Here is a 25,642-nt window from a genome sequence, read left to right on the forward strand (position 1 = left end):
CTCACTCGATGATGTTGCCGCGCAGCAAGAAGCGCGCATAGGCTACGGTGGAGATAAAGCCGAGCATGGCCATGATCAGCGAGGCTTCGAAGAAGATTTCCGAGCTCAGAAACACCCCGAACAACACCACCAGAGCGATGGAGTTGATGAACATCGTATCAAGCGCAAGGATGCGGTCGGTGATCTCTGTGCCGATCACCACTTTCCACAGGTTCATCAGCATCGCCAGGGCGAAACAGCCGAAGGCGAAGATATAGGCGTATTCGATCATTCGAAAATCTCCTTCAGGCGGCGTTCATAGCGGGTCTTGATTTCATCGCGGACAGAAGCGGTGTCGGGCGCGTGCAGGCAGTGAACCAGCAAATAACGCCCATCAGCCGAGATATCCGCAGTCAGGGTGCCCGGCGTCATGGTGATGGTTCCGCCAAGCATCGCGATGGCCTCGGGCGTGCGGATGTCCAGTGGAATTTCGACCCATGTGGGCTGACGTTTGCTGTTGGGCATGAACAGGATGATCCGCGCCACGGTGATATTGGCGATCACGATGTCCCAGAACACCAACAGCACATAGGTCGCCAGCCGCAGCGGGCTTTTGAGCTTGGGGCGATTGGGCCAATAGGGCTGGGTCGCAATCGGGATCAACAGGCCGAGGAGAAATCCAAACAACAGCGAGTTGAGCGAGAACTTGTTCACCAGCAATTGCCAGATCACCGTCAGCATCAACGTGAGCAGAGGGTGCGGGAGAAGACGGTTCAGGAGCTTCATTAGTGGTTCTCCTCCGAAGTGGTGTCACCAGCGTCGAGATCCAGTGTCTTGTCTCCGGGTGTTTGATCCGGCTCCACCACGGGGCGATCCCGATTAGCCAGAACCGTCTCGATATAGGCCTGAGGCGCAAAGAGATCGGCGGCGGTTGCGGTGGTGTAGCGTGTCACAGGTCCGGCAAAAAGCGTAAGCGCAGCAAGTCCCGCAAGGAGCGAGAAACACGCCACAAATGGCAGCGCGGGTGCGCGCGGAGTGCGTGGTGAATCCGCCTGATCGGCTTGTTCCAGCTCAATTTCAGGCTCCTCAAGGCTGTGATCCTGTGTCAGACCGTGGCTCTTCCAGAAAATTAGCGTGCCTGCGCGAGCAAAGCCCATGATGGTGATGAGAGAGCTGATCAGGATTACCGCCCAGACCCAGACCACAAGTGTGCTGTCTCGGGCGGCATCAAGGATCAGCAGTTTGCCCAAAAAGCCCGAAAGCGGTGGCATGCCTGCGGTGGCGATTGCGGCCACAAAGAACAGCACTGAGATCAGCCCGCTTTGCGCCATGACGGGCTTAGGGGCGATCTCGCCGCCTTGGCGTTCGCGCACCATATCGGCCACGAGGAACAGGGCCGCTGCTGCCAGTGTGGAATGCACCGTATAGTAAAGTGCTGCTGCCGTGGCCTCGGGGGTAAAGAGCGCGATGGCCGTCAGCAATGTACCGACAGAGGTGATCGCGCCGAAGGACATCAGGCGTCCGATGTCCTTTGATCCCAATACACCAATGGCACCGATAGCGATGGTCAGGAGTGCGGCGGGCAGGAGCCAATTGTCCACCAGCCCTTCAACAACCGCGACATCAGGGCCAAAGACCAGCGTGTAGACGCGCAGGATGGAATAGGCGCCCACTTTGGTCATGATCGCAAAGAGCGCCGCCACCGGGGCGGGAGCGTTGGCATAAGACGCAGGCAGCCAGAAATGCAGCGGCAGGAGCGAAGCTTTGATCGCAAAAACCAACAGCAGCATCACCGCACCCACGCGAATAAGCGCGCTGTCTTCTGCAGGAAGTTCAGCCACACGGACCGCAAGATCGGCCAGATTGAGCGTGCCTGTCACCGAGTAGATGGTGCCAAGTGCGAACAAGAACAGCGTGGAGCCGAGGAGGTTGAAGACCACATATTGCACGCCCGCCTGAAAGCGCCGCGCGCCACCGCCGTGGATCATCAGACCATAGGAGGCAATCAGCAGCACCTCAAAGAACACAAAGAGGTTGAAGGCATCGCCGGTCAGGAAGGCACCGATGATGCCCATCAGCTGAAACTGGAACAACGCATGGAAATTTGCGCCGCGCGCGTCCCATTTGCTGCCCACCGCATAGAGGTTCACCGCCAGCGCAAGCACCGTGGTCAGCAACACCATCATCGCCGAGAGCCGGTCCAGCACCAGCACGATCCCAAAGGGGGCCTGCCAGTCGCCAAGCTCGTAGACCTGAACGGTGCCATCCGCCGCCTGTACGGCAAGCGCCGCCGCAATCGCGATCAGCAGAACATTGGTCGCCAGCGAGAAGATACGCTGAAGATCAATGTGATAGCGTAAGGTCATGATAATAAAGGGTGCCACCAGCGCAGGCAGCACGATGGGCGCAATCAGTAGGTGGTTCATGCGTCCTCTCCCTGCGCAGGCGCAGTGTCGTCCATGTTGATATTGTCATCGCGGGCGCTGAGGTAGGCCCCAAGGGCCACCATCACCACCACGGCGGTCATGCCAAAGGAAATCACAATCGCCGTCAGCACCAGCGCCTGCGGTAACGGGTCGCTATAGGTCACCTCGGCATATTTGTTGAGGATCGGCGGCGCGTCGGTCGCCAGCCGTCCGGTAGCAAAGAGAAACACATTCACCGCATAAGACAGCAGTGAGGTGCCGAGGATCACCGGGAAAGTGCGGCGACGCAGGACCAGATAGATCCCCGCCGCAGTGAGCAGGCCGACGGCCGAAGCAACGAGCAGTTCCATACTCTCAGGCCTCCTTCATGTCTTGTTCCGCGTCATCGCGGGCAGGGTTGATGTCCATGGCGTGTTCTGACGCGGTGCCCGGCTGCCATGCAAAGCGTGACAGGCTTTCGAGCGCCAGCATCACAGCGCCCACGACGGCGAGGAAGACGCCAAGGTCAAAGAGGGCTGCGGTGGCCAGTTCGAATTCCTCTAGCGGTGCGATATGCACATAACCGAAGGCGGAGGTCAGGAACGGCTGGCCATTGAACCACGCGCCAATCCCCGTGGCGGCTGCGATCAGCACGCCAGAGCCGATGATGCCGTGATAGGGGAAGCGTTGCCGTTCGGTCGCCCAGCCAAACCCGGACGCCATATATTGCATGATCACCGCGATGGCTGCGATCAGACCCGCGATGAAGCCGCCGCCCGGCAGGTTGTGACCGCGGAAGAAGATATAGGCCGCAACCATCAGGGCCACCGGCATCATCATCCGCGTGACCACCACCATCATACCCGGATGGCTGTCGCCTGCCTGTTCGATGTCGGGTTTGCGGTTAAGGAGATAGGCCCGCACGCGGGTCGACAGCACTGCCTCGGTCAGGGCAAAGATCACCAGCGCTGCAATACCCAGCACGATGATTTCGCCAAAGGTGTCAAAGCCCCGGAAATCCACCAGGATCACGTTCACCATATTGGTGCCGCCACCGCCTTTGTAGGAGTTCTCGATGTGAAAGCCAGAGATCGACGGGAAGGCAAAATCGCGAACCAACATCGCATAGATCAACCCGCCAACGCCCAGACCGCCGACGATGGCAATGCCCCCGTCACGCAGGCGTGCAAACAGCGGCGTCTCCACCGGGGTTTCCTTGGGCAGAAAATTGAGCGCCAGCAGCATCAGAATGATCGTCACCACCTCGACCGAGATCTGCGTTAGGGCCAGATCGGGGGCGGAGAGATAGTTGAACGACATCGACACAATGAGGCCGACAATGCCGATCAGGATCAGTGCCACAAAGCGACGGCGGTGGAAGATCACGATGCAGATTGCCGCCATCGCAAGGCAGAACCACGCCACCATCGGCATTACGCCAGCCTGTTGCATCTGTCGCGTCGGTGCACCCAATGTCCCGGTGGCATAGGCGTAAAGGCTGATCGCCACGGTAAAGCTCACCATGATCGCCGCATAGCGTGTGAGCGACCCATTATGAAGCCGCGCAGTCACGCCCTGTACCAGCGCGGTCAAGCCGCGCACGATCACGTCAAAGATCACCTTGGCTTCGGGGCGGGGCAAGGCGTTCCACAGCCGCTCCAACGGGCGATGAAGCGCCAGCAGGACCAGACCGCCAACCACTGCGATGATCGACATGTAGAGGGCCGCGTTGACCCCATGCCAGAGCTTTAGCGAATAATAAGGCAGTTTCTCGCCGCCAATGACCGCGCTGGCAGAGGCCGCGACCAGCGGGCCGACGAGCTTGGCCGAGAACAACCCGATCAGCACCACCAGCACCACCAAAAGCGCAGGCGAGGCCCACATGCCAAAGCCGGGGTCATGCGGCTTGGCCGGGTAATCGTCTCGTTTGGGACCCAAGAACACATGGGCAATCAGGCGGAACGAATAAGCGGCGGAAAACACTGCAGCGATCGTTGCAAGAATCGACATGGCGTAGGGGCTTTGCAACCAGTTGGTTTCGGACACCTCTGTCAGCATCATCTCCTTGGACAAAAAGCCGTTCAGTGGTGGAATGCCCGCCATTGACAGCGACGCCACGGTGGCGATCACAAATGTCACGGGCATCACATGGCGCAGCCCGCCCAATCGCTTGATGTCGCGGGTATGTGCCTCATGATCGACAATGCCTGCGGACATAAAGAGCGCGGCCTTAAAGGTGGCGTGGTTGATGATGTGAAACACTGCGACCACTGCTGCGAGCTTTGTTCCCATACCCAAAAGCATAGTGATCAGGCCCAGATGCGAAACGGTGGAGAACGCCAACAGCGCCTTCAGATCGTCCTTAAACAGAGCTATCACAGCGCCGATCACCATTGTAATCAGACCCGTGGTCGCCACGATATAGAACCACTCCGGCGTGCCCGCGAGCACCGGCCAGAGCCGTGCCATCAAGAACAGACCGGCCTTCACCATCGTCGCAGAATGCAAATAGGCTGAAACCGGTGTCGGCGCGGCCATCGCATGCGGCAGCCAGAAGTGGAACGGAAACTGAGCCGACTTGGTGAAAGCCCCGATCAGGATCAGGATCAAGGCGGGCAGGTAGAGATCAGAGGACTGGATCGCTTCTTTGTTCTGCAGGATCACGCTGATGTCGTAAGATCCGGCGATATTGCCGAGGATCAGCATGCCCCCGATCATGGCAAGCCCGCCCATACCGGTCACTGTAAGCGCCATGCGCGCGCCCTGACGCCCTTCGGGAAGGTGCTTCCAATAGCCGATCAACAGGAACGAAGACAGCGATGTAAGTTCCCAGAAAATAAGCAAAAGCAGGATATTGTCCGAAAGGACGATCCCCACCATCGCGCCCTGAAACAACAGAAGATACGTGTAAAACTGCCCCATCGGGTCCTGCCGCGACAGATAAAATCGCGCGTAAACGATGATCAATAGACCAATCCCGAGGATCAAAGTCGCAAAGAGAAACCCAAGCCCATCCAGAAAGAAATTGGCCGAAAGCCCAAGAGCAGGCAGCCAGTCGATGCCAACCTGAACAACCTCGCCGCGCAGGATGGCGGGGGCGTGTAGCATCAGACCAATGAAAGCAAGCCCCGTCGCCAACCCGGCAGATGAGGCCGAGGCATTGCGACCGGCGCGGATCAAAAGCGCGGGAAACAGCGCACCAAGAAATGGCAGGGCTGCTATCAGGAAAAGGGACACGTCATACTCTCCAAGTTTCGGATTGTTATTATGGCGGGCAACAGGCCCCTAGCTGTTATTTGAGTAGGGAAATTTCCAGTAGGGTTCCAGAATTTCCGGTGGATAACCTCACGTTTCTGATCGGAAATCGCTAAATGTGACATTGCGCCGCATGTTTTTGGCCTCCTCTGTTGCTGATCCGCAAGTGCTGCATTGCAGCGAGATTATGACAGGATCTTGAACGGCAAGTGTGTGCGGCAGACGCGCATGTGTCCACCGGCTGTGCTAGATTTCGCAGATAAAATCGGATGGGCAGATGCAAGAAACCGAACCCCCTGCATTGATTTCGCGCCGCAGCCTGCTGGTTTGTGGCGGCGCTCTCGCTGTGACGGGCGGCGGCTGGTGGGCGCTTTACCGGTATCGACCAAAACATGATGGCGGCCAGCTCACCGTGGCGCAGGCTCATGCTCAGGCCATAAGCGGAGCGATTTTACTCGTCGATATTCGCACGCCCGGAGAATGGCGTCAGACCGGAGTACCCGAAGGTGCTGTACCATTGGATATGCGCAGTGATGATTTTATGGAGTCACTGCAATCTCTGTTGGTGCAAACCGAAAATCGACCTGTTGCCTTGATCTGTGCGGGCGGCGTGCGCTCCGCACGGTTGAGCCGCCAATTGCTTGCGGCGGGGTTCGGGCAGATCATTGACGTCCCCGAAGGCATCTATGGCTCAGCGGCAGGGCCGGGCTGGCTCAAATCCAACCTCCCGGTGCGCCCATGGAACGGTTGATCGCAATTGCCGTCGTCAGCGCAGCGCTGGCCAGCAGTGCTGTTGCGGACTGCGGCGGTGAGACGCCCTGCACGCTCTCTGCAGGCAGTTACCACATCGCGCGGCCCGATACAGATAACCGTCCTATCCCTGCGGTTATGTTCCTGCACGGGCACGGCGGCTCTGCTGTGGGTGTGTTGAACATGCGCGAAATGGTCGAGAGTTTCACCGCGCGGGGCTATGCGGTTATCGCCCCCAACGGCGCGCGCCGTCCGAACGGTCCGCGCAGTTGGTCATTCTTGCCGGAATTTGGCGGACGGGACGATTTTAACTTTCTGCCAGAGGTGTTGAATGATGCCGCGGCGCGCTTTGATGTTGATCCGGAACGCACTGTTTTGGCTGGGTTTTCATCGGGGGCGTTCATGGTCAATTACCTCGCCTGCAAAGAGCCCGAGGCTTTTGCCGCCTATCTGCCCGTCTCAGGCGGGTTCTGGCGACCGCAGCCTGAAACCTGCGCCGGTCCGGTGTCTCTCTACCAAAGTCACGGCTGGTCAGATGAGGTGGTGCCACTCGAAGGGCGTATCTTGGGAGGAGGGCGCTTTACCCAAGGTGATATATGGGCAGGGCTAGAGCTTTGGCGCGACACGTTAGGCTGCGACACACACGCGCCTGACCAAATCTGGCAAGACGATGCGCGTCACCTGCGCCGCTGGGAATGCGGAGAAGGGCACACTCTCACGTTTGAACTCTTTCCCGGCGGTCATCGGGTGCCCTCCGGCTGGGCAGATCGCGCCATTACATGGATTGAGGCCCAAATCCCCGCAACACCAGATACGGAGTGAACTGGGCTTTTCTTCTAACTAGAAATATCCCGGGGGTGCGGGGGCAGAGCCCCCGAGATCCCAATTTTCCAGATCATTCTGCGGCTTGAACCGGCGCGTCCGGACCTTTTAGATTTTGCCGCAACAACCCACGGTAATGACGTGCGGCGCGGTTAATGCGCGGCTCGTTCAACACCTCTGCGGTGCCCATCCAGCCGCGCGGCAGGCGCAGACTGGAAAGCGCCGAAAGCGGCACTGCCAGCACCAGTGACAGCGCGATGGGGGCGAGCCAGAGCGACACCAGCCCAGAAGCGATCCCGATCCACAGCGCCACACCGCTGACGGTTTCCAGTGCATGGCATTTGAACAGCGTCGCAAGACTGTAGTGCCCTCCTTCGCGGGCCTGCGGGGACCAGCCTTTTTGCAAGCCAAACAGCGTGCGCAGAACTGCGATCATCTGTTGCACCATCAGGATCGGTGCATAGAGGATTGCCAGCAGGATTTCCGTCAGCATCGACAGCAGAAACTGTCCCACGCCGCCATAGTCGGAAATCCTGCGCCCGGTGAGGGGCAGGGCGGCCACGGACAGAATCTTGGGGGCCAGCAACATCGCGTAAATCAGGATGATCACCGCCACATGACGCGGCTCGCTCATGTCGGGCCAATTGGGGCGCAGAGGGTTCTTCTCGGAGAAATAGGTGATGACCGATCCGCCATCTTCACGGCCGATCACCGCCCAGATCACCAATAGCGCAAACCACACAGGCGCCATCAGATAGCCGATGGCCCCATGCGCCAGATGGAAGCGCGACATGGCGTGAAAACCGGTGGCTGACAGAATGCGCAGATGCTGCAGGTTGCCCTGACACCAGCGCCGGTCGCGTTGAATGTGATCGATCAGCGTGGCGGGCGTTTCCTCATAAGAGCCGCGAATACGCGGCAGGAACCGCACCCGCCAGCCTGCCCGGCGCAAGAGGCCAGCTTCGACAAAATCATGGCTCATGATGATGGAGGTGCCGCCCGTAAGTGTCGGCAGTTCCGGCAGGCCCGCACAGGCAGCAAACGCGCGGGTGCGGATGATTGCATTATGGCCCCAGTAGTTGCCCTCATGACCAGTCCAGCGCGCCAGCCCTTCGGCCAGTGCGAGACCGTAGACGCCATTTGCAAACTGCTGCATGCGACCAAAAACGGATTGCGCACCAATGAGTTGCGGGAAGCTCTGAATGAGGCCTGCAGCCGGGTCGCGCGACAGCGCATCGGTCAGGCGCACAATCGCGCGGCCCGTCATCAGACTGTCGGCATCCAGAACCAGCATCGCCTCATAGTCGCCGCCCCAGCGGGTCACCCAATCGTGGATATTGCCCACTTTGCGGGCAGTGTTTTTCTCACGGCGGCGATAATAAAGCGTAATGCCTTCGGGCAGTTCTGCGCGCAGGGCTTGCACGCTTTCTTCTTCTTGTGCGGCGATCTCCGGGTCGCGGGTGTCGGACAGGATGAACATCTCATACTGGTGTGCCCCGCCAATGGCGCGCAGCTCTTCGAGCATGGAACGGGCATTGCCCAGCACATACCACGGCACCTCGTTATAGACGGGCACCAAAAGCGCCACCCGCATCGACCGGCGTGGCCCGCGTTGCGGCGTGGGACGGGTGCGCGACAGGCTGTAAAGCCCCAGCAGAACCGTTGAAACCGTGAAGGTGATCCAGAAGAAATTGAAGGCGATCAGTGTGAGAAGCACCCATTCCAAAAGGGTGGTGCCGTCAGCCGCAAACCAGCCCTGCATGACCCAAGCCAGTGCGACTGTGGCCGCCATGGCAGGGGAAAACGCAAGGATACGCCAAAGCGCAACACCGGGCTGGTCGCCCTCGTCTGATGCCGGCGCGCTGGTGTCGTGGAACTGGCGCCCAAAGTCCTGCGCCGGCATGGCCAGCGGAGCCTCTGGTGGCACCAGTTGCGGGGGCGTAAATATGGAAGGGTCATCACTCATTTAAACAGTCCACCGATAAAGCCAGACTTCGGAGGCGGCAGCGCCGTCTTTGCGAAGCTGGGCGCGCAGTTCAACATGGGTCTGCTCGCCCGGATCAAAAGAAAACGCCAGCCGCATGCCGCCGGTCTCCGGATTGCGTTCAAGAATGCCTGCACTGGTTTGCAGATGCGGCGAGGAGATATGTATATCGAAATCCTCGGGCGCGGCCTCAAAGATGGGATGCGCCTCGAAATCAATCACCATAAGGCGACCGGGATCGCCAAAGATCTTGGCACCTGACGCAGTGTCAATCACACGCGGCAGATCCAGCTTTGGCCCTTCGCCCCAGCTGAGGCGGTAGTTCAGATCGACACGCGTACCTGCAGCATATGGGTCTTTGGGCCGCCAGTAGGCGACGATATTGTCGTAGATTTCCTTATCGGCGGGGATTTCCACCAGTGTCACGGAGCCTGCCCCCCAATCGCCACGGGGTTCCACCCACAGCGAAGGGCGGCGGTGATAATGCGCCTCAAGATCGGCAAAATCCGAGAGCTTGCGTGCACGCTGCATCAAGCCAAAACCCATGGGGCTTTGATCCACGAAACTCGATACTTGCAAGCGCGTGGGATTGGCGAGCGGACGCCAGAGCACTTCGCCTTGGCCGTTTTTCATCAACAAGCCATCGCTGTCATGCACGGCGGGGCGGAAATCGTCAAAACGCTGGTGATTGGTGCCGTCAAACAGGAACATCGATGTCAAAGGCGCAAGCCCGGCGTGCGTGAGGTCTTTGCGCGGGAACAGTGTCGCTTCGACATCCATCACACATGGATTGCCTGGGGTGATGTCGAACCGATAGGCGCCCGTCACGGACGGGCTGTCCATCAGCGCATGCACCACCATGTTGTCCTGCAGGGGGCCGGGGGCCTCCAGCCAGAAGCTCACAAATTCGGGGAATTCCTCGCCCTCGGGGTCGGCGGTTTTCAGGGCCAGCCCCCGGGCCGAGAGACCGTAATTATTGCCATTGGCAATCGCGCGGAAATAGCTTGCGCCCTGAAACACACAAAACTCTGTTTTCTTGCCCGGATGGTCTCGGTCGCCAAGGTCTGTGCGCAGGCGAAAACCCGAATACCCCAGCGGGCCTTCTTGTGAAAGCTCGGGCGATATTTCCGGATGAGTCTTAAAACGGCCAATGTCAAAGGGGATGCTGGTTGAGATGCCATCCTCGACCGCATGCACCAGTACCGGGCGTTCGAAATACAGGCCGGGCAGGAAGAAATCCACGTTGTAGCTGCGGTCGGTGTTGGCCCAGAGCGCCTTGTCGACATCAAACTGGATCGACCGGTATTGGTCGTAGCTCATGGCGAGCCAGTCATCCGGTACAGAGCTGCGCGCCTTGAAGGGGCGCTCGGCGAGGGCTTTGGCGCGTGCGACGACATCGGCACGGGAGAATTTCTCAGAGCCGGTGGTGGCACGGGCAGCGGGCGCCATCGCCATGAGCGACAGAGCAGATGCAGATTGAAGGAAGGAACGACGGCTGATTGTGCTCATCGTTTGCGTCTCCACGGTTGGGATTTGAACCAAGCCGCGCCATAAGCGCAGCCGATGATAAGTGCGAAGCCTGCGAGATTTGCAGCGGCAGTCACGAGGATACCGCGATCGGTTTGATCCAGTGTGGCGCCGATGAAACGGGCGAGCGCCATGGAAAACACAAAGATTGCAAGGCTTTGTTGGCCGACCTTGGTGATCAGCGCGATGACGAGCCCCCAAAGGCGCGAGAGCGCAGATGTGCCGCGCGCCACGAGGTTTTGACCATTTTCACCGGCCACAAGCCACGCCAGATACGCCAGCGACAGAAAGTGCATGTAGCGCAGCAGGCCGAAGTCTGTCTTTTCGCGCCACTCGTCGGTGATGGTCCATGCGGGGCGGATTGCCTCGCTCAGATCAGGTGCTGCGGCATTGAGCCAGCTGAACACTTTCCACGATCCAAAGGGCATCGAGAGGATCAGGAAGGCAGCAGCGATCACGGCGAGGGTGCGGCTGACCGGTGGTTTTGGCAGCCAGCCGGCCATGAAGGCAAAGCCGGTGAAGAACAAAAGCTGCCAGCCGAACGGGTTGAAGAACCATTCACGATCCGACCATGGCTCTGCCGGCAGTGACACGCCATTGGGGCCAAGACCGAGGATATAGGGGTTTGCGAGCAGCCAGAGCGCAATGCTAAATCCGGCCACGGCCCAAAGCCCCGCTTTCCTGAGCCCCATCACCGCAGGCATCAAGGCCAGAACCACCAGATACATCGGCAAGATGTCAAAGTAGTTCGGCACATAGGTGAGGGTGAAGATCCCCACGATCTGCTGTGTGGTGTTGGAGAAAAACCGGTGCAGGTTCAGCGAGCCGATATAGCTCTTGTCGAAACTGCCATAGAGATCGAGCGCGGCCATCGACATGGCGAGGAAGAAAAACAGGCCGATATGGGCCCAGAACACCTGCCAGCAGCGATAGGCCACGCGGGCGGTGCCAAGCCACCAGCCATGACGGGCGAATGACCCGCCAAAGGCGATGGCCGAGGCCATGCCCGAGCAGAACACAAAAATCTCGGTCGCGTCTGAGAACCCAAACCGGGCCGGTATCCAGCCAGTCCAGCGGTTGCCGGGGATATGGGCACAAAGGATGATAAACATTGCGATGCCACGATAAAAGTCGAGACGCGGATCGCGGGGGCGAGGAAGAGCGGCCGCTCCATCGGGTGGCGCGCTCATTGTGTTGGCGGCGGCGCGGGAAGCGCTGCCCTTATCGGGCGCCGGGAAAGGCGCGACGTCTGCCATCTGTTTCAAATCTCCTAAAGGATCACTCCGCCGGAACGCTCTGAGCCCCGCCGTTGTTCCGTGCGGATGCAATCAAAGTGCGACGGGCAATCGCGTAATTGTCCTCAGCCCCCCCACGTTTGGCCCGTCTATCGTCGAGAATGGCCTCCACTTGCGTCCAGTTGCCTGCCCGCAGCCCTGCGTCAATTGTCATTCGTTCGAAGACATCCCGTTGGGCGTGACTGCCACCTGCAAGTTGCAACGAATCCCGTGACTTAGCGAGGTAACCGAAAGCTGTGCCGTAGTCGCCTTCCCCAAAAGCCTCAAGCCCCTTTGCAACAATGCAGCCCGGGTCGGCCATTCTTTGCGCGGCTTCAGTGGAGGCTTGCGCACCATCGGCGTGTATCCGCCGGATCAGGCGGTCCGTCGCCGATGCGCGATCGCCGCCGACCAGAGCCAGCAGGTAATGCAGATCTGCAAAGATCAGGCTGCCATCCTCGGTTCGGTTGGCGCAGAGGTCTGCCAGTTCGTCCCAGCGATCCCCGACATTGACGCCGTCCAGTTCCAGCCGCATCAGCAGCGACGTGGCGTTGGAAATATCGCGGTAGTCGTCGGTCTTGTCCTTGCGTACCTCGTCGTCATACAGCCGCATCACTTCATCGATCTGGCCAAGGTCCAGATGCATCAGCGCCTTGTGCCACCAGACGTGGTAGCGGAAGTTGTTGCAATGCGCCCAAGCATCCTCGCGCCCGCTGAGCCAACCGAGTCCGGTTTTGGCATTGCCAGTCATGTCATGCACATGCGCCACCGCATGCAGGCCCCAGGCGTCATCCGGCGCGGTCCAGAGCGCCTGACGCCCGGTGATCTCGGCGCGATCATATTCGCCGGTTTCCTCCAGCGCAAAGGCGTGACAGCCCAAAAGGTAGCCATGACCTGCGTGTTCGGTGGAATAGGCGGGCAGCACACGTTCGATCGAGGCCCGCATGCCGCGCGCATCCCCGAGGATAAACCGGATACCGTGGCTCAGTTTCATCGCCAGCGTGTCGCAGGGGTGGTTGGTCAGCACCTCCTCCATGCAACTGATCGCGCGCGAGGGATGCCCGGCGAGCCATGCCTCCAGCGCGTCCACATATTTGCGTTCACGCGGCAAGGCGCCCTCATAGGCGGTCTTTGCGGTTGCAAGGGCCTCGTGCGCGGTGGGCACCAGTTCCGCACGCCCCAGCATCAGGAGCGACAGTCCCTTGATGGCCTGACCCAGCGCAAAATCGGGGGCGGCCTCCAGCACTGCGCCAAGGTGGTTTGCGGTGCGCGCTGCGTGGGCGAGCACGCCCAGTTGCGCTCCGTTCCATTCGCTGAGCGCGCGGGGATCGGTGAGGCTGCAATCCTGTCCGAAGATATCCTGGGTCATGGGCGGGTCACTTTCGCAAGCTGATAAATACAGGTGTCAAAAGTGATGCTAGCGGAGTGGTTTACACCGCGCGCCCCCCGCTCGCGCTTTGGTGAAGGCGCGTGTGGGTTTCGGCAGGAAACTGACATGAAAACGGGCTGAGATGAGCAAAAACCGGCACAAACACCCGAGCTTGCGCTGTTTGAGGCAGCACGCGGGTGCCGTGGCACCGGGTTTTGTAACATTGCGAAACGGCCCCGCGGGCCCGCAGCAATCCTGTCTATTTCAGTCGTCCTTAAAAGGCGTATCAGTGGCGAGAATCTCGTCACTGTCTGCGCCGCATATAGGGGGCGATTTGCGGTATGTCACCGGGGTGCGTGAGAATTTGAGCGGATTGCCCAAAAGGCGCAGCGGGGTGTCACCCGATTGCATAGTCACCACCATATCGCGCGCCGCAACCTGATCGGCTTCAAACACCTGATCGAGGGTTTTCACCGGGCCGACCGGGACCTTTGCCGCCTCCATCGCCGTGATTACCTCATCGGTGCTGTAGCGCCGGAGTGCGGGGATCAGGATGTCATTCAGCGCGCCGCGATTTTCAAGGCGGGCGGGATTGGTGGCAAAGCGGGAATCCTCCGCCAGCCCCTCAAGCGCGAGGAAGGCCATGAAACGGCGGAACTGGCTGTCATTGCCCACCGCGAGGATCACGTGGCCATCGCGGGTTTCATAGGTGCCATAGGGCATGATCGAGGGGTGCTCATTGCCCCGCCGCAGCGGTTTTTGGCCGGTGTTGAGGTAGCTCACCCCCTCATTGATGAGCCAGGCGATCTGCGCGTCCACCAGCGCCAGTTCCACCTGCTGGCCTTCGCCGGTGAGGTCGCGGTGGCGCAGCGCCGAGAGGATGCCGATGGTCGCGTACATGCCGCACATCACATCCGCGATGCCGACGCCGACCTTGACCGGCGCGCCTTCGGGGTCGCCGGTCAGGGACATGATGCCACCATAGCCCTGCGCCATTAGGTCATAGCCGGGCTTTTCACGATTGGGGCCGGTCTGGCCGTAGCCGGATATGGACGCATAGACCAGACGGGGACAGCTCTCGCGGAGGGAGGCGTAATCCAGTCCGTATTTGGCCAGCCCGCCGGGTTTGAAGTTCTCCACCAGCACATCGGCCTGCGTCGCAAGGCGGCGGATGATGTCCTGTCCTTCGGGTTTTGCAATATCAAGCGCGAGTGAGCGTTTGTTGCGATTGGCGGCCATGAAATAGGGCGTAAGGTCAGCGTCTTCTGCGACGCTCTTGCCCCATTGGCGGGTATCGTCGCCGCCGGTGGAGGGGTTTTCCACCTTGATCACATCCGCGCCAAGATCGCCCAGGAGCTGCGTCGCGGTGGGGCCTGCGAGGATGCGCGATAGATCGAGCACCTTCACGCCCTTGAGCGCGCCATGTGGCAGAGCGGCGGCGGGCGAGAATTCAGATGCGGCCATCGTAAGCTTCCTTGTCAATTTCAGCGGCGATCACCGTGAATGTCTCTGCTTTGACGGCAAGGTCAAGGGCGGTCTTTAGCTCCTTGCGGTTGCGGACCGTGTGACCCTCACCGCCAAAGGCGCGGCCGATGGCGGCAAACTCGTGGCGGCCAAAATCCACCCCCGCATTGGGGAGCTGGCGCTGGCGTTGCTTGAGATCGATCAGGGCAAGCGAGGCATCGACAAAGACGATGAAAATCGGCGCAAGCCCCATTTCTGCAGCGGTTGCCAGCTCGCCCGCCACCATCAGGAACCCCGCATCCCCGGAGAAGCTAACAACAGTGCGGTCAGGATCTGCAAGCTTGCGCCCCATGGCGAGCGGCAGGGCGCAGCCCATGGTGCACAGGCCAGAGGATTGCACTAGTTGGCGCGGTTCCGTGCAGGGCCACATCTGGCTGAGCAAAATACGGTGCGCGCCGCTGTCGGCGGTGAGCAGCGTGTCGGCGGGCAGGCTCTCGATGCATTGCGCGATCACGCCGGCCGGGCCCCAGTCGTCAGAGCGTGGGAAGGCCTGGGCGAGGGCCTTTTGCGTGTCAGGGATTTCGCCGCCGGGCCAGAGGGTTGCGGGCTGCGGTGCAACCGCGAGGGCTGCCAGTGTGGCGGGGATGTCGGCCACCAGCGGCAGGCTGGATTGATGCATGTAATGGGTGTTGGATTCTGGTGTGATGTCGATCACGCGGGTGCGGGCTGCGTCCCAGGCATTGCGCCAGCCGGTGCGCATCTCGATCGGGTCATAACCGATGCAGAGGATGAGGTCCGAAGTCTCCACGATCGGCAGCAAATGTCGGTCCGCAAGCGGCGAGAGGCCAGCCCCACCGAGGCACAGGGGATGATCTTCAGACAGGATGCCCTTGGCCTTGTAGGTGGTGACAAAAGGGATCTGGCGGGCCTCGACAAAGGCCGCGACCGCTTCCGGGCCACCGGGCAGCAGCGCATCCAGACCAATGACCGCAAGCGGGCGCGCGGCCTCCCTCAGCCAATCATGCGCCTGCGCCAGTGTTGCGCCTGCAGGCGCGGTTGCACCTGCAGGCGCGCGGCGGATGTTGCGTTCTGTGGCGGGGGCGTTGGCCACGGTGATCGGCACATCAATATGAACCGGTCCCTGGCGAGCCTCGGTGGCGATGGCGACGGCCTTGTCGGCGATCACATCGGCGGCGGCTGCATCAAGGCGGAAGCTGGCCTTGGTGATCGGTTCAAAAACCGCCTGCTGGTCGAGCACCTGATGGGTGTAGGTTTGCGCCTCATCCGCATCGACGCAGCCGGTCAGCACCAGCATTGGCACCCGGTCCTGATGGGCATTGGCCACCACATTGACCCCGTTCAGTGCGCCGGGGCCAAGTGTCGCCACCAGAATAGCGGGAGCGCCATCGCTATGATGCACGCCTTCGCCCATAAACCCGGCGCAGTTTTCGTGTTTGGCGAGTTGGAAACGGATCCCGGCACGGGTGAGCGCGTCCACAAGGGTCAGAACTTCGCCGCCGGGCATGCCAAAGGCGTGGCGGCAGCCTGCGTCATAAAGACGGCGGGCCAGAACATCGGCGGCGCGAAGAGATTGGGTCATCAGTAGTCCGTATCAGTTTGTCGTCAAAAGGATCATTCGCGCAGGGCGGCCGTGGCAATCGCGCTGAACACCGCGTCAAGCCGCGTGGCCACGGCAGAGAGTTTCTCTCCTGCTTCTGGCACATAGGGGGCAAAGACATGGCTTGGTGTTTTGTAGGAGAGCGTCGCGGTGCCATCGCCCTCTTCGGTGACGTAAAAGCGTATGGGGGCCTCGATCATGGCGGCGGTGGAGAGTTCAAGGATCTGCACTGCGTAGTCATTGGCAAAGACCCCGACGACGCGGTTGCCGGGGATAGTGATGCCGCGGGCGGCTGCAGCGCCCGTTGGCCCGGCCTCGGTCACCACGCCCATGTTCTGCGCTTTGACCGCAGCTTTCAGATCGGCGAGCAATGTTTGGTAATCCTTGGTGCTGGCATGGATGGCCCAGCCTTCGCGCGCAGGGATTCCCGCCGCAACAGGGGCGGCGAGTGTTGCAGCTAGTAAGAGACTTGCGCCGAGGCGTTTGAGTTGGGCGAGGGGGCGGACCATGTGGGGCTCCTTCAATGAGGGTTGATACATGGTCTACGCGCGAAGTGGCTGAAATACTCGTCACATTTCAGTGGGTGCCCCGTCATAGCCCCCTGCAGCCCCTCTGACCGAAAGTTCGGCCCATGAGCTGTGCGGTGTATTGCGGATCAGGCCCAGCCTTTGCGGAAGAAATGCGGGCTTGCGCCGAATTTACGTTTGAATTGACGAGAGAAATGCGTGGCGGAATTGAACCCGGAGGCCAAGGCGATTTGGGTCACGGACATTGAGGTTTCATTCATCAACGCAAAGGCGTGGCTCAGACGCATGTCGGCATAAACATGCATCGGGCTTTGATCGAGATAACGCGAAAACAGCCGCTCCAACTGCCGGCGCGAAATGTCCAGCCGGGTACACAGCGCGCCAATCGACAGCGGCTCCTCTATTGATTCTTGCATAAGTTGCAAAGCGCTCAGCAGGCGTTGATTTCGGCTGCCGATGGCAACGGCGTAATTGGATTTTTGCGGCGCAGCCCCCGAGGTGGAGCGCACATGTAGACACATATCTGCAACAATAATCGCCAGTTGCTTGCCATGGCGTTGCTCGATCAGGGTCAACATCATGTCGGTTGCAGCGCTGCCGCCGCCACAGGTCATCAAATTTCCGGCAATTTCATAAATATTAGGCGAGGGCTTCAGGTGTTCAAAACGCTCCACAAAGCCGGGCTGGTTTTCCCAATGAAGCGTAAACGGCTGATCCTTGATGAGGCCGGCCTGTGCCAACGCAAATGCACCGGTGCAAATACCGCCAAGTTTGCGGCCAAAGCGATGCTCGCGCCGAAGCCAGTTGAGGGTGGTATCGCTTGCGGTCTCTTGTGGCTCTACGCCTGCGCAAACAAAGCCCATCGCATCCGACGGAAGCGCTGCAAGCGGCATGTCGGGCGTGACCACCATGCCGTTGGAACAGCGTAGGGGCGCGCCGTCCTCGGTCATGATGTACCAGCGGTAAAGCTTTGTATTTGTGACCTGATTTGCGATTCTGAGTGGTTCGATCGCGGCGGCAACCGGCAACATCGTGGCTTTGGGCAGCAGCAGGAAATAAAAATCCTGTGGCTCGCCTATGTGCGGCACCGAAAGCGTGGCGGCTGCGCCTTTTTGAACAAAACTGTCATCAGACATGGGCTGGTCCATCAGGGAGGTACTGGCTGCGGGCAAAGATAAATCTCTGTCACATTTATCAGCTATCGCCGCCGCCGCGACAGGTGCCGGGATAATCCGACCTTGGCACGGCGAATTACGACACCTTGCTTTTTTCTACAAAGATGCTGAGGCGGGGTGTTCATTGGTATTCCACCGTCACGCTTAAGCGAAAATGCAGGCGCACCTCTTGCAGCCCATTTTTCGCAATACTAAGACTCGGGTAATCCTCTGTCGGGTATGGTGCCCGTCATGATCCTAAGACAGGCAGGTCCAATGATTGATCCAACAGAAACATACATGAACACACTCGTGCCGATGGTCGTTGAGCAGACCAGCCGGGGCGAGCGCGCATATGACATTTTCTCGCGCCTGTTGAAGGAGCGTATCATCTTCCTCAACGGTCCGGTGCATGACGGCATGTCCTCGCTGATCGTGGCGCAGCTTTTGCACCTTGAGGCAGAAAACCCGTCGAAAGAAATTTCGATGTACATCAACTCGCCCGGTGGCGTGGTGACGTCGGGTCTGTCGATCTATGATACCATGCAGTACATCAAGCCGAAGGTGTCGACGCTGGTAATCGGTCAGGCGGCCTCTATGGGCTCCTTGCTGCTTACTGCCGGTGAGGCGGGCATGCGGTTCAGCCTGCCGAATTCGCGTGTGATGGTGCACCAGCCGTCCGGTGGCTATCAGGGTCAGGCCACGGATATCATGATCCACGCTGAGGAAACGCTGAAGCTGAAGCGTCGCCTGAACGAGATTTACGTAAAACACACCGGTCAGGACTACGACACCATTGAAAAGGCGCTGGAACGTGACAATTTCATGTCGCCGGAACAAGCCAAGGAATTTGGCCTGATCGACGAAATCGTCGAAAACCGCGTCAAAGCGGAAGACGAAGAAAGCTAAGCCGGTCTGTGCACGGGCTTTGTGCTCCCTTCATCAATGTGTTCAAGGGAGCACAATTTGACATTGTGGCCAGTTGGGAGCTGTCCTAAGCTGGCTGGACATCGGGGCAAATTGACACGCGCTGGCCCCGAGGCGGATGGAAAGGTAGACCATGGCGACGAACTCGAGCGGCGACAGCAAGAACACGCTTTACTGCAGCTTTTGCGGCAAGAGCCAGCATGAGGTGCGAAAGCTGATTGCAGGCCCGACCGTGTTCATCTGTGATGAATGCGTTGAGCTGTGCATGGACATCATCCGCGAGGAGACAAAAGCCTCCGGGATGAAAGCAACCGACGGTGTGCCAACACCGAAGGATATTTGCGATGTTCTGGATGATTATGTGATTGGTCAGGCGACGGCAAAGCGTGTGCTGTCGGTGGCGGTTCACAACCACTACAAACGTCTGAATCATGCCCAGAAGGCTGGCAATGATATTGAACTTTCAAAGTCCAACATCCTGCTGATCGGCCCCACGGGTTGCGGTAAAACTCTGCTGGCGCAAACCCTTGCGCGCATTCTGGATGTGCCCTTCACCATGGCGGATGCCACCACGCTCACCGAGGCGGGCTATGTGGGTGAGGATGTCGAGAACATCATCCTGAAGCTGTTGCAGGCGTCGGAATACAACGTCGAGCGCGCGCAGCGCGGCATCGTCTACATCGACGAGGTCGACAAGATCACTCGCAAATCCGAAAACCCGTCCATCACCCGCGACGTGTCGGGCGAGGGGGTGCAGCAAGCGCTTCTGAAGCTGATGGAAGGCACCGTCGCCTCTGTGCCGCCACAGGGTGGGCGCAAGCATCCGCAGCAGGAATTCCTGCAAGTGGACACCACCAACATCCTGTTCATCTGCGGCGGTGCGTTTGCCGGTCTTGATCGCATCATCAAGCAACGTGGCAAGGGCTCTGCGATGGGCTTTGGCGCGGATGTGCGCGATGAGAGCGACGCTGGCGTGGGCGAGACTTTCCGTGATCTGGAACCTGAAGATCTGCTGAAGTTCGGCCTGATCCCGGAATTTGTCGGCCGTTTGCCGGTTCTGGCAACGCTGGAAGATCTGGACGAGGATGCGCTGATCACCATCCTGACCAAGCCCAAGAACGCTCTGGTCAAACAGTATCAGCGTCTCTTTGAACTGGAAGATACCGAACTGGACTTCACCGACGAAGCCCTCTCTTCGATTGCCAAAAAGGCCATCGAGCGTAAAACCGGTGCGCGGGGTCTGCGTTCCATCCTTGAGGATATTCTGCTCGATACCATGTTCGAGCTGCCGGGAATGGAAAGCGTCACCAAAGTGGTTGTGAATGAAGAGGCTGTCACCTCTGAGGCGCAGCCGCTGATGATCCACGCGGATGAGAAGGAATCGGCCACCGCCGGGTAATCCGGTGTGATTTGGTCCAGACCAATATGCATTAAAGAAAAAGGCCAATGTCCTCGTGACATTGGCCTTTTTCATTGCGCGGGTGACAGAATTTCAAATGGGAGGGCTTTATGAAAAGCGAAGCATTCAATTACAGCGATGGCGCAGATCACTTTATTGGTCATCTGGCGTGGGATGAAACGTTGGACGGCCCGCAGCCTTCTGTACTGATCGCCCCGGCTTTTGGCGGGCTGAGTGATTTTGAACGGGCGCGTGCCGAGGAGCTGGCCGCACTTGGATATGTGGCCATCGCGGTGGATTATTACGGGAACGGAAAACGGGCAGGATCGCCCGAAGAGTCGCAGGCCCTGATGGGCACGCTGCAGGCGGATCGCAAAATTCTGGCCCGACGCATGGTTGCGGCATGTGATGCGGCAAAAGCCCTGCCGCAGGTGGATGCGGCCCGGATCGGCGCGATGGGGTACTGTCTGGGCGGCAAGGCGGTGTTGGATCTGGCGCGCACAAGGGCGGATATCCGGGCCTGTGCCCCGCTACACGGGGTGTATGATCGCCCGAATTTTGAAACAGAGACCATCCATGCGTCCGTTCTGGTGCTACATGGCTGGGACGATCCGCTTGCACCACCAGAGGCTTTGCAGGCGCTGGCAGTGGAACTGAGCGCACATTGTGCGGATTGGCAGGTCTTAGGATTTGGTCATACAGGACATGCCTTTACCAACCCAAACGCACAGGATCGCGACGGCGGCATGATGTACAATGCGCGCGCGACGGCGCGGGCTTGGGAGGCGCTCACGGGATTTCTGGCCGAGACCTTGCAGAATTAGCGCGCAGCGTATGCATAGCGGGGTTGCTTATATTGCAATATTGCCGACACCGCTAATCGCTTACCAAATTAAGTAGTCACAAATTTGTAACGCGATAAAGGGAAGGACACCGCATGACAATCAGACGCATTTCCTCTGGTGGAGAGTTTGAGGCCAAGGTCGGGTACTGTCGTGCCGTTGTGGCCGGAGGCTTTGTCCATGTGGCCGGAACCGTGGGGCAGGGTGAGGATGTGGTGGCGCAATGCCGCTCTGCGCTTGCCACTATCGAAACTGCTCTGGCCAAGGCGGGTGTTGGTTTCGCCGATGTGGTGCGGGTCAATTACTACCTGCCGGATGCGGCGGAATTTGAACCTTGCTGGCCGATCCTCGCCGAGACATTTGGGGCCAACCCACCAGCTGCCACGATGATCGAGTGCAACCTGATCGCGCCGGAATTTCGCATTGAGATCGAAGTGACGGCCCTTGCGGCGTCGGCATCATCATAAGGAGGCTGAGATGGACAACACAGACAGCACGGTGACAATTCGCCCCGCCATCCCGGTGATCCGTATCTTTGATCTTGAAAAGGCACGGGACTATTACCTCGACTACCTTGGCTTCAGTGTCGATTGGGAGCATCGCCAAGAAGAGGATACCCCCATATATATGCAGATCTCCCGGTCGGGGTGTGTCTTACATCTGAGCGAACATCACGGGGATGCGACACCGGGGTCGACCTGCTTTGTCCCCATCAACGCTGCGATGGCGATGCATCAGGAACTGGGGGAGCGGCGCTATCGCAACATCAAACCTGCGCTTGATGCGATGCCATGGGGGCTGCAGATTTCGGTGACAGATCCGTTTGGCAACCGCTTGCGCTTTTGTGAACAGCGCACAGGGCACGTCTGAGCCAGCAAAGAGCGTGGCGATATTGCTGTTTCCTGCCAGTCTGTTCACCACTTCGCCGCGAACCACTGGACCTTATGGCGAGAATGGGCCATATCGGGAGAGAGATTTTCGGAGGGACCGATGGGAATCCTGAATTCGCTTTTGCAGGCCGTGACTTGGTGGAATGGCGCCACCCTGAACACCATGATCTACACCCGCCGCAAGGGTGTGAAAGTTGGTGAAGACGAACAGGGCAATGTGTTCTACCGCACTGCAGATGACAGCCGCCGCTGGGTGATCTTCAACGGTGAGGCAGAGGCCTCTCGTGTGAGCGCCGACTGGCATGGCTGGCTGCACCGGACCTTTAACGAGGTTCCAAGTGAAAAGCCGCTGAAGCACAAGACATGGGAAAAGCCGCATCAGGAAAACCTGACAGGCACCATGTTGGCCTATGCTCCGGCCGGGTCGATCCGCGCGGGCGGTACGCCAAAGCCGCGCAGCGATTACGAGGCCTGGAGCCCTGAATAAGTGACTTCCAGAAGGGTGCAGCCGAGTTGGCCGCCCTTTTGCGATCTGGCCAAAAGGCAGGTTTTAAATGACCCATTCCACAACCGAAGTGTTGACCGGCGGCCTTGTGCTGGCCGTGGCGGCTGGTTTTGCGTTCTACGCAGCCCAGGCTGCAGGCCTCTCCCGCGGGGGCGATAGCTACCCGCTGTCGGCCTCCTTTCGTTCGCTCGAAGGGGTGAGTGTCGGCACAGATGTGCGCCTCGCCGGGGTTAAAATCGGCACGGTGACCAATGTGGCGCTGAATGCTGAAACCTTTCGCGCCGACACCACATTTTCCGTCGACAACAGCATTATGATCCCCGACGACAGCGCCATCGTGATTGCGTCCGAGGGGCTTTTGGGCGGCAACTTCGTCGAAGTGATGCCCGGTGGGTCGCCGTTCAACTTTGAAGCAGGGGATGAGATCACCGACACGCAAGGCGCAGTCAGCCTGATCTCGCTGCTTGTAAAATTTGTTTCCGGCGGCGGTGACGAGTCCTGATGATGCGCCTGACGACACTTGCCTTTTGCCTTGTGGCTGCGAGCTCTGCTGTGGCGCAAACGATTTCGGTTGAAGAACTTGCGCCATCGCCGGTGCAACCTCGGGTGCCTGAAACCCGCGAGCATGTGGAACGTGTGGAAGCCACAAAGGGCAGCATCGCCAGCTTGCGCGGCCTTGATAAGGTCAACGGCAAGAGCACGGACGTGGACGTTCAAACCGGTGGTTCGGTTGAGGTCTTCGGTCTGATCGTGACCATGCGTGAGTGCCGTTATCCAACGGAGAACCCCTCGGGCGATGCGTTTGCCTATCTGACGATCCGCGATCGTCAGGATGGGAAGGTGTTCTTTGATGGCTGGATGATCGCCTCAAGCCCCGCTCTGAGCGCGCTGGACCATCGCCGCTATGACGTCTGGGTTCTGCGCTGCAAGAGCGACTGAGGTGCAGGGATTGCCGGGGACAGAAAATCGCCGGACTGATCCAAAGCCTCTGCCAGCAATCTGCGATACCGTGCACGGCTGATCTCTTTTCCGCCCAGAGAGGCGAGGTGGGGCGTAATAAACTGCGTATCACATAGGGTATAGCCGCCCGCATTGAGCCGATCCACCAGATAGGCCAGTGCGATCTTTGAGGCATCGCGGCGGCGGGAAAACATGCTTTCGCCAAAGAAAGCGGCCCCCAAAGAGACGCCGTAAACCCCACCGACGAGCGCGCCATCCATCCAGACCTCAAGGGAATGGGCAAAGCCCATCAGGTGGAGTTCCAGATAGCGGTCAAAGATTTCCTCGTTGATCCAGGTTTCCTCACGATCGGCGCAGCCGTGCACGACGCCTGCAAAATCTCGGTTCACTGAGATCTCATAATCGTCGCGGCGCAGGCGTTTGCCCAGCGAGCGGGAAATGCGAAACCCATCAAGAGGCAGAATGCCACGGCGTTTGGGGTCGACCCAGAACACCTCGGGATCGTCGCGGCTTTCCGCCATGGGAAAGACGCCGCTGGCATAGGCATGAAGAAGAAGATCAGCGCTGAGCGTCATAAGTTAGCCTAGCACAGGAATGAGCAAGGGCGGTGGTTTTCGACCGCCGCCCTTAAAAGTATTTTATTTCTGCAGGTTGGCCTCAAGCCATTTTTCCAACCAGTGAATGTTATAGTCACCAGTCTGGACGTCCTTTTCCTGCAAGAGTGCATGAAACAGCGGCACGGTGGTGTCGATCCCGTCCACGATCAACTCGCCCAGCGAACGGCTAAGACGCGCCAGCGCCTCGTCCCGGTCGCGGCCATGCACGATCAGCTTGCCGATCAAACTGTCGTAGTAGGGCGGGATTGAGTAGCCGTCATAGAGCGCCGAATCCATCCGCACGCCAAGGCCGCCGGGGGCGTGGTATGCAGTGATCTTGCCCGGACAGGGGGAGAAGTTCGGCAGTTTCTCGGCGTTGATGCGCACCTCGATGGCGTGACCGTTGATGGTCAGATCGTCCTGGCCGAACGAGAGCGGCAGGCCAGAGGCCACGCGGATCTGTTCACGCACCAGATCGACACCAAAGATGGCCTCGGTCACGGGGTGTTCCACCTGCAGGCGGGTGTTCATCTCGATGAAGTAGAACTCGCCGTCCTCGTAGAGGAACTCGACAGTTCCCGCGCCGGAATAGCCCATCTTGCCGATGGCGTCGGCGCAGATCTTGCCGATCCGGGCGCGTTCTTCCTCAGAGATGCAGGGGCCGGGGGCCTCTTCAAAGACCTTCTGGTGGCGGCGCTGCAAGGAGCAGTCGCGCTCGCCCAGATGGACACCGCCGCCTTTGCCGTCGCCAAAGACCTGAATCTCGATATGGCGCGGACGCTGGAGATATTTCTCCATATAGACTTCGTCGTTACCAAAAGCGGCCTTGGCCTCGGAGCGGGCCGTCTGGAACGCATGGACCAGATCGGCCTCGGTTTGCGCCACTTTCATGCCGCGACCACCACCACCGGCGGTGGCTTTGATGATGACGGGATAGCCCATGTCGGCGGCGACGGTTTTGGCGGTCTCCACGTCGGGCACGCCACCGTCAGAGCCGGGCACACAGGGAATGCCAAGCGCTTTTGCGGTGTCTTTTGCGGTGATCTTGTCACCCATCTGGCGAATGTGCTCGGCGGAGGGGCCGATGAAGGTCAGCCCGTGATCCTCGACGATCTGCACGAAGTTCGCGTTCTCAGACAGGAAGCCATAGCCCGGATGGATTGCCTGTGCGCCGGAAATCTCGCAGGCGGAGATGATGGCGGGGATCGACAGGTAGCTTTGGGTGCCGGAAGGGGGGCCGATACAGATCGACTCGTCTGCCATGCGCACGTGCATCGCGTCGGCATCGGCGGTGGAGTGCACCGCGACGGACTGGATGCCCATCTCGCGGCAGGCACGGATCACGCGCAGCGCGATCTCACCCCGGTTCGCAATCAGGATTTTGTCAAACATGAG

25 protein-coding genes are annotated in these 25,642 nt (G+C 59.5%); 10 read left to right on the top strand and 15 right to left on the bottom strand.

Translation table 11 applies throughout. From position 1 onward, the window contains the following. Window position 1: 1 nt before the first annotated feature. From K529_RS05870 to K529_RS05890, 5 genes are read right to left on the bottom strand one after another with little or no spacing between them, the layout of a single operon-like run. Entirely contained in the window at window positions 2-271 is a 270-nt protein-coding gene (locus K529_RS05870) for a K+/H+ antiporter subunit F (RefSeq protein ID WP_005616394.1), read from the bottom strand. Then, complete coding sequence (locus tag K529_RS05875) at window positions 268-765, bottom strand: Na+/H+ antiporter subunit E (protein ID WP_005616393.1); 498 nt, start codon at window positions 763-765, stop codon at window positions 268-270. The genes K529_RS05870 and K529_RS05875 overlap by 4 nt, the downstream gene beginning before the upstream one ends. Next, window positions 765-2,405 (bottom strand): monovalent cation/H+ antiporter subunit D, encoded by a 1,641-nt coding sequence (locus K529_RS05880; RefSeq protein WP_005616392.1) that lies wholly within the window; start codon window positions 2,403-2,405, stop codon window positions 765-767. The genes K529_RS05875 and K529_RS05880 overlap by 1 nt, the downstream gene beginning before the upstream one ends. Beyond that, window positions 2,402-2,755, bottom strand: a complete 354-nt coding sequence (locus K529_RS05885; RefSeq protein ID WP_005616391.1) for a Na+/H+ antiporter subunit C — start codon at window positions 2,753-2,755, stop codon at window positions 2,402-2,404. Before K529_RS05885 ends, K529_RS05880 begins: the two co-directional genes overlap by 4 nt. 4 nt (window positions 2,756-2,759) lie before the next feature. Next, the gene (locus K529_RS05890) at window positions 2,760-5,621 is read right to left on the bottom strand and encodes a monovalent cation/H+ antiporter subunit A (protein WP_005616390.1); all 2,862 of its coding nucleotides are present in this window, start codon (window positions 5,619-5,621) and stop codon (window positions 2,760-2,762) included. 295 nt (window positions 5,622-5,916) lie between these two features. Between K529_RS05890 and K529_RS05895 the strand changes: the two genes are divergently transcribed. Together K529_RS05895 and K529_RS05900 are read left to right on the top strand one after the other, a co-directional pair. After that, window positions 5,917-6,390 (top strand): rhodanese-like domain-containing protein, encoded by a 474-nt coding sequence (locus K529_RS05895; RefSeq protein WP_005616389.1) that lies wholly within the window; start codon window positions 5,917-5,919, stop codon window positions 6,388-6,390. After that, a complete protein-coding gene (locus K529_RS05900; RefSeq protein ID WP_005616388.1) occupies window positions 6,378-7,211 on the top strand; it encodes an alpha/beta hydrolase family esterase in 834 nt (277 codons plus the stop codon). The genes K529_RS05895 and K529_RS05900 overlap by 13 nt, the downstream gene beginning before the upstream one ends. Window positions 7,212-7,284: 73 nt before the next feature. On the opposite strand, the gene mdoH is transcribed toward K529_RS05900, so the two are convergent. The 8 genes from mdoH to K529_RS05940 form a co-directional block, all read right to left on the bottom strand. Continuing rightward, entirely contained in the window at window positions 7,285-9,177 is a 1,893-nt protein-coding gene (gene mdoH, locus K529_RS05905) for a glucans biosynthesis glucosyltransferase MdoH (RefSeq protein ID WP_046002168.1), read from the bottom strand. Then, window positions 9,178-10,704 (bottom strand): glucan biosynthesis protein, encoded by a 1,527-nt coding sequence (locus K529_RS05910; protein ID WP_005627008.1) that lies wholly within the window; start codon window positions 10,702-10,704, stop codon window positions 9,178-9,180. It abuts the gene before it with no gap. Further along, complete coding sequence (locus tag K529_RS05915; protein WP_005627012.1) at window positions 10,701-11,978, bottom strand: OpgC family protein; 1,278 nt, start codon at window positions 11,976-11,978, stop codon at window positions 10,701-10,703. The genes K529_RS05910 and K529_RS05915 overlap by 4 nt, the downstream gene beginning before the upstream one ends. Window positions 11,979-12,000: 22 nt before the next feature. Beyond that, on the bottom strand, window positions 12,001-13,365 hold the full coding sequence (locus K529_RS05920) for a tetratricopeptide repeat protein (RefSeq protein ID WP_005627014.1): 1,365 nt from the start codon (window positions 13,363-13,365) through the stop codon (window positions 12,001-12,003). A gap of 264 nt (window positions 13,366-13,629) precedes the next feature. Beyond that, a complete protein-coding gene (locus K529_RS05925; protein ID WP_005627017.1) occupies window positions 13,630-14,829 on the bottom strand; it encodes a CaiB/BaiF CoA transferase family protein in 1,200 nt (399 codons plus the stop codon). Then, window positions 14,816-16,429, bottom strand: a complete 1,614-nt coding sequence (locus tag K529_RS05930; protein WP_046002167.1) for a thiamine pyrophosphate-binding protein — start codon at window positions 16,427-16,429, stop codon at window positions 14,816-14,818. The genes K529_RS05925 and K529_RS05930 overlap by 14 nt, the downstream gene beginning before the upstream one ends. 32 nt (window positions 16,430-16,461) lie before the next feature. Continuing rightward, on the bottom strand, window positions 16,462-16,956 hold the full coding sequence (locus K529_RS05935) for a DUF302 domain-containing protein (protein ID WP_005639720.1): 495 nt from the start codon (window positions 16,954-16,956) through the stop codon (window positions 16,462-16,464). A 146-nt stretch (window positions 16,957-17,102) separates the two neighbouring features. After that, on the bottom strand, window positions 17,103-18,110 hold the full coding sequence (locus K529_RS05940) for a GlxA family transcriptional regulator (protein ID WP_005639718.1): 1,008 nt from the start codon (window positions 18,108-18,110) through the stop codon (window positions 17,103-17,105). Window positions 18,111-18,404: 294 nt separating this feature from the next. Between K529_RS05940 and K529_RS05945 the strand changes: the two genes are divergently transcribed. The 8 genes from K529_RS05945 to K529_RS05980 all read left to right on the top strand — a co-directional run bounded on the left by K529_RS05945 (window position 18,405) and on the right by K529_RS05980 (window position 23,630). Beyond that, window positions 18,405-19,037 (top strand): ATP-dependent Clp protease proteolytic subunit, encoded by a 633-nt coding sequence (locus tag K529_RS05945; RefSeq protein WP_005639716.1) that lies wholly within the window; start codon window positions 18,405-18,407, stop codon window positions 19,035-19,037. 151 nt (window positions 19,038-19,188) lie between these two features. After that, window positions 19,189-20,454: an ATP-dependent Clp protease ATP-binding subunit ClpX gene (clpX, locus tag K529_RS05950; RefSeq protein WP_005639713.1), complete on the top strand. Its 1,266-nt coding sequence runs from the start codon at window positions 19,189-19,191 to the stop codon at window positions 20,452-20,454. 110 nt (window positions 20,455-20,564) lie between these two features. Then, window positions 20,565-21,278, top strand: coding sequence for a dienelactone hydrolase family protein (locus K529_RS05955; RefSeq protein WP_005639710.1), 714 nt, complete (start codon window positions 20,565-20,567; stop codon window positions 21,276-21,278). Between the two features lie 113 nt (window positions 21,279-21,391). Then, on the top strand, window positions 21,392-21,763 hold the full coding sequence (locus K529_RS05960; protein ID WP_005639708.1) for a RidA family protein: 372 nt from the start codon (window positions 21,392-21,394) through the stop codon (window positions 21,761-21,763). Between the two features lie 10 nt (window positions 21,764-21,773). Then, the gene (locus K529_RS05965; RefSeq protein ID WP_005639706.1) at window positions 21,774-22,166 is read left to right on the top strand and encodes a glyoxalase superfamily protein; all 393 of its coding nucleotides are present in this window, start codon (window positions 21,774-21,776) and stop codon (window positions 22,164-22,166) included. Between the two features lie 120 nt (window positions 22,167-22,286). Beyond that, a complete protein-coding gene (locus K529_RS05970) occupies window positions 22,287-22,673 on the top strand; it encodes an NADH:ubiquinone oxidoreductase subunit NDUFA12 (RefSeq protein WP_005639704.1) in 387 nt (128 codons plus the stop codon). Window positions 22,674-22,740: 67 nt separating this feature from the next. Continuing rightward, on the top strand, window positions 22,741-23,193 hold the full coding sequence (gene mlaD, locus K529_RS05975; RefSeq protein ID WP_005639701.1) for an outer membrane lipid asymmetry maintenance protein MlaD: 453 nt from the start codon (window positions 22,741-22,743) through the stop codon (window positions 23,191-23,193). Next, window positions 23,193-23,630: a DUF2155 domain-containing protein gene (locus K529_RS05980; protein ID WP_005639698.1), complete on the top strand. Its 438-nt coding sequence runs from the start codon at window positions 23,193-23,195 to the stop codon at window positions 23,628-23,630. The genes mlaD and K529_RS05980 overlap by 1 nt, the downstream gene beginning before the upstream one ends. Here K529_RS05980 and aat read toward each other — a convergent pair. After that, on the bottom strand, window positions 23,594-24,226 hold the full coding sequence (gene aat, locus K529_RS05985; RefSeq protein WP_005639695.1) for a leucyl/phenylalanyl-tRNA--protein transferase: 633 nt from the start codon (window positions 24,224-24,226) through the stop codon (window positions 23,594-23,596). The two genes, K529_RS05980 and aat, sit on opposite strands and share 37 nt — an antisense overlap. Before the next feature lie 63 nt (window positions 24,227-24,289). Further along, window positions 24,290-25,639, bottom strand: a complete 1,350-nt coding sequence (gene accC / locus K529_RS05990; protein ID WP_005639692.1) for an acetyl-CoA carboxylase biotin carboxylase subunit — start codon at window positions 25,637-25,639, stop codon at window positions 24,290-24,292. Window positions 25,640-25,642 lie beyond the last annotated feature (3 nt).

Source organism: Tritonibacter mobilis F1926 (genome assembly GCF_000376545.2).
Lineage (GTDB): Bacteria > Pseudomonadota > Alphaproteobacteria > Rhodobacterales > Rhodobacteraceae > Epibacterium > Epibacterium mobile.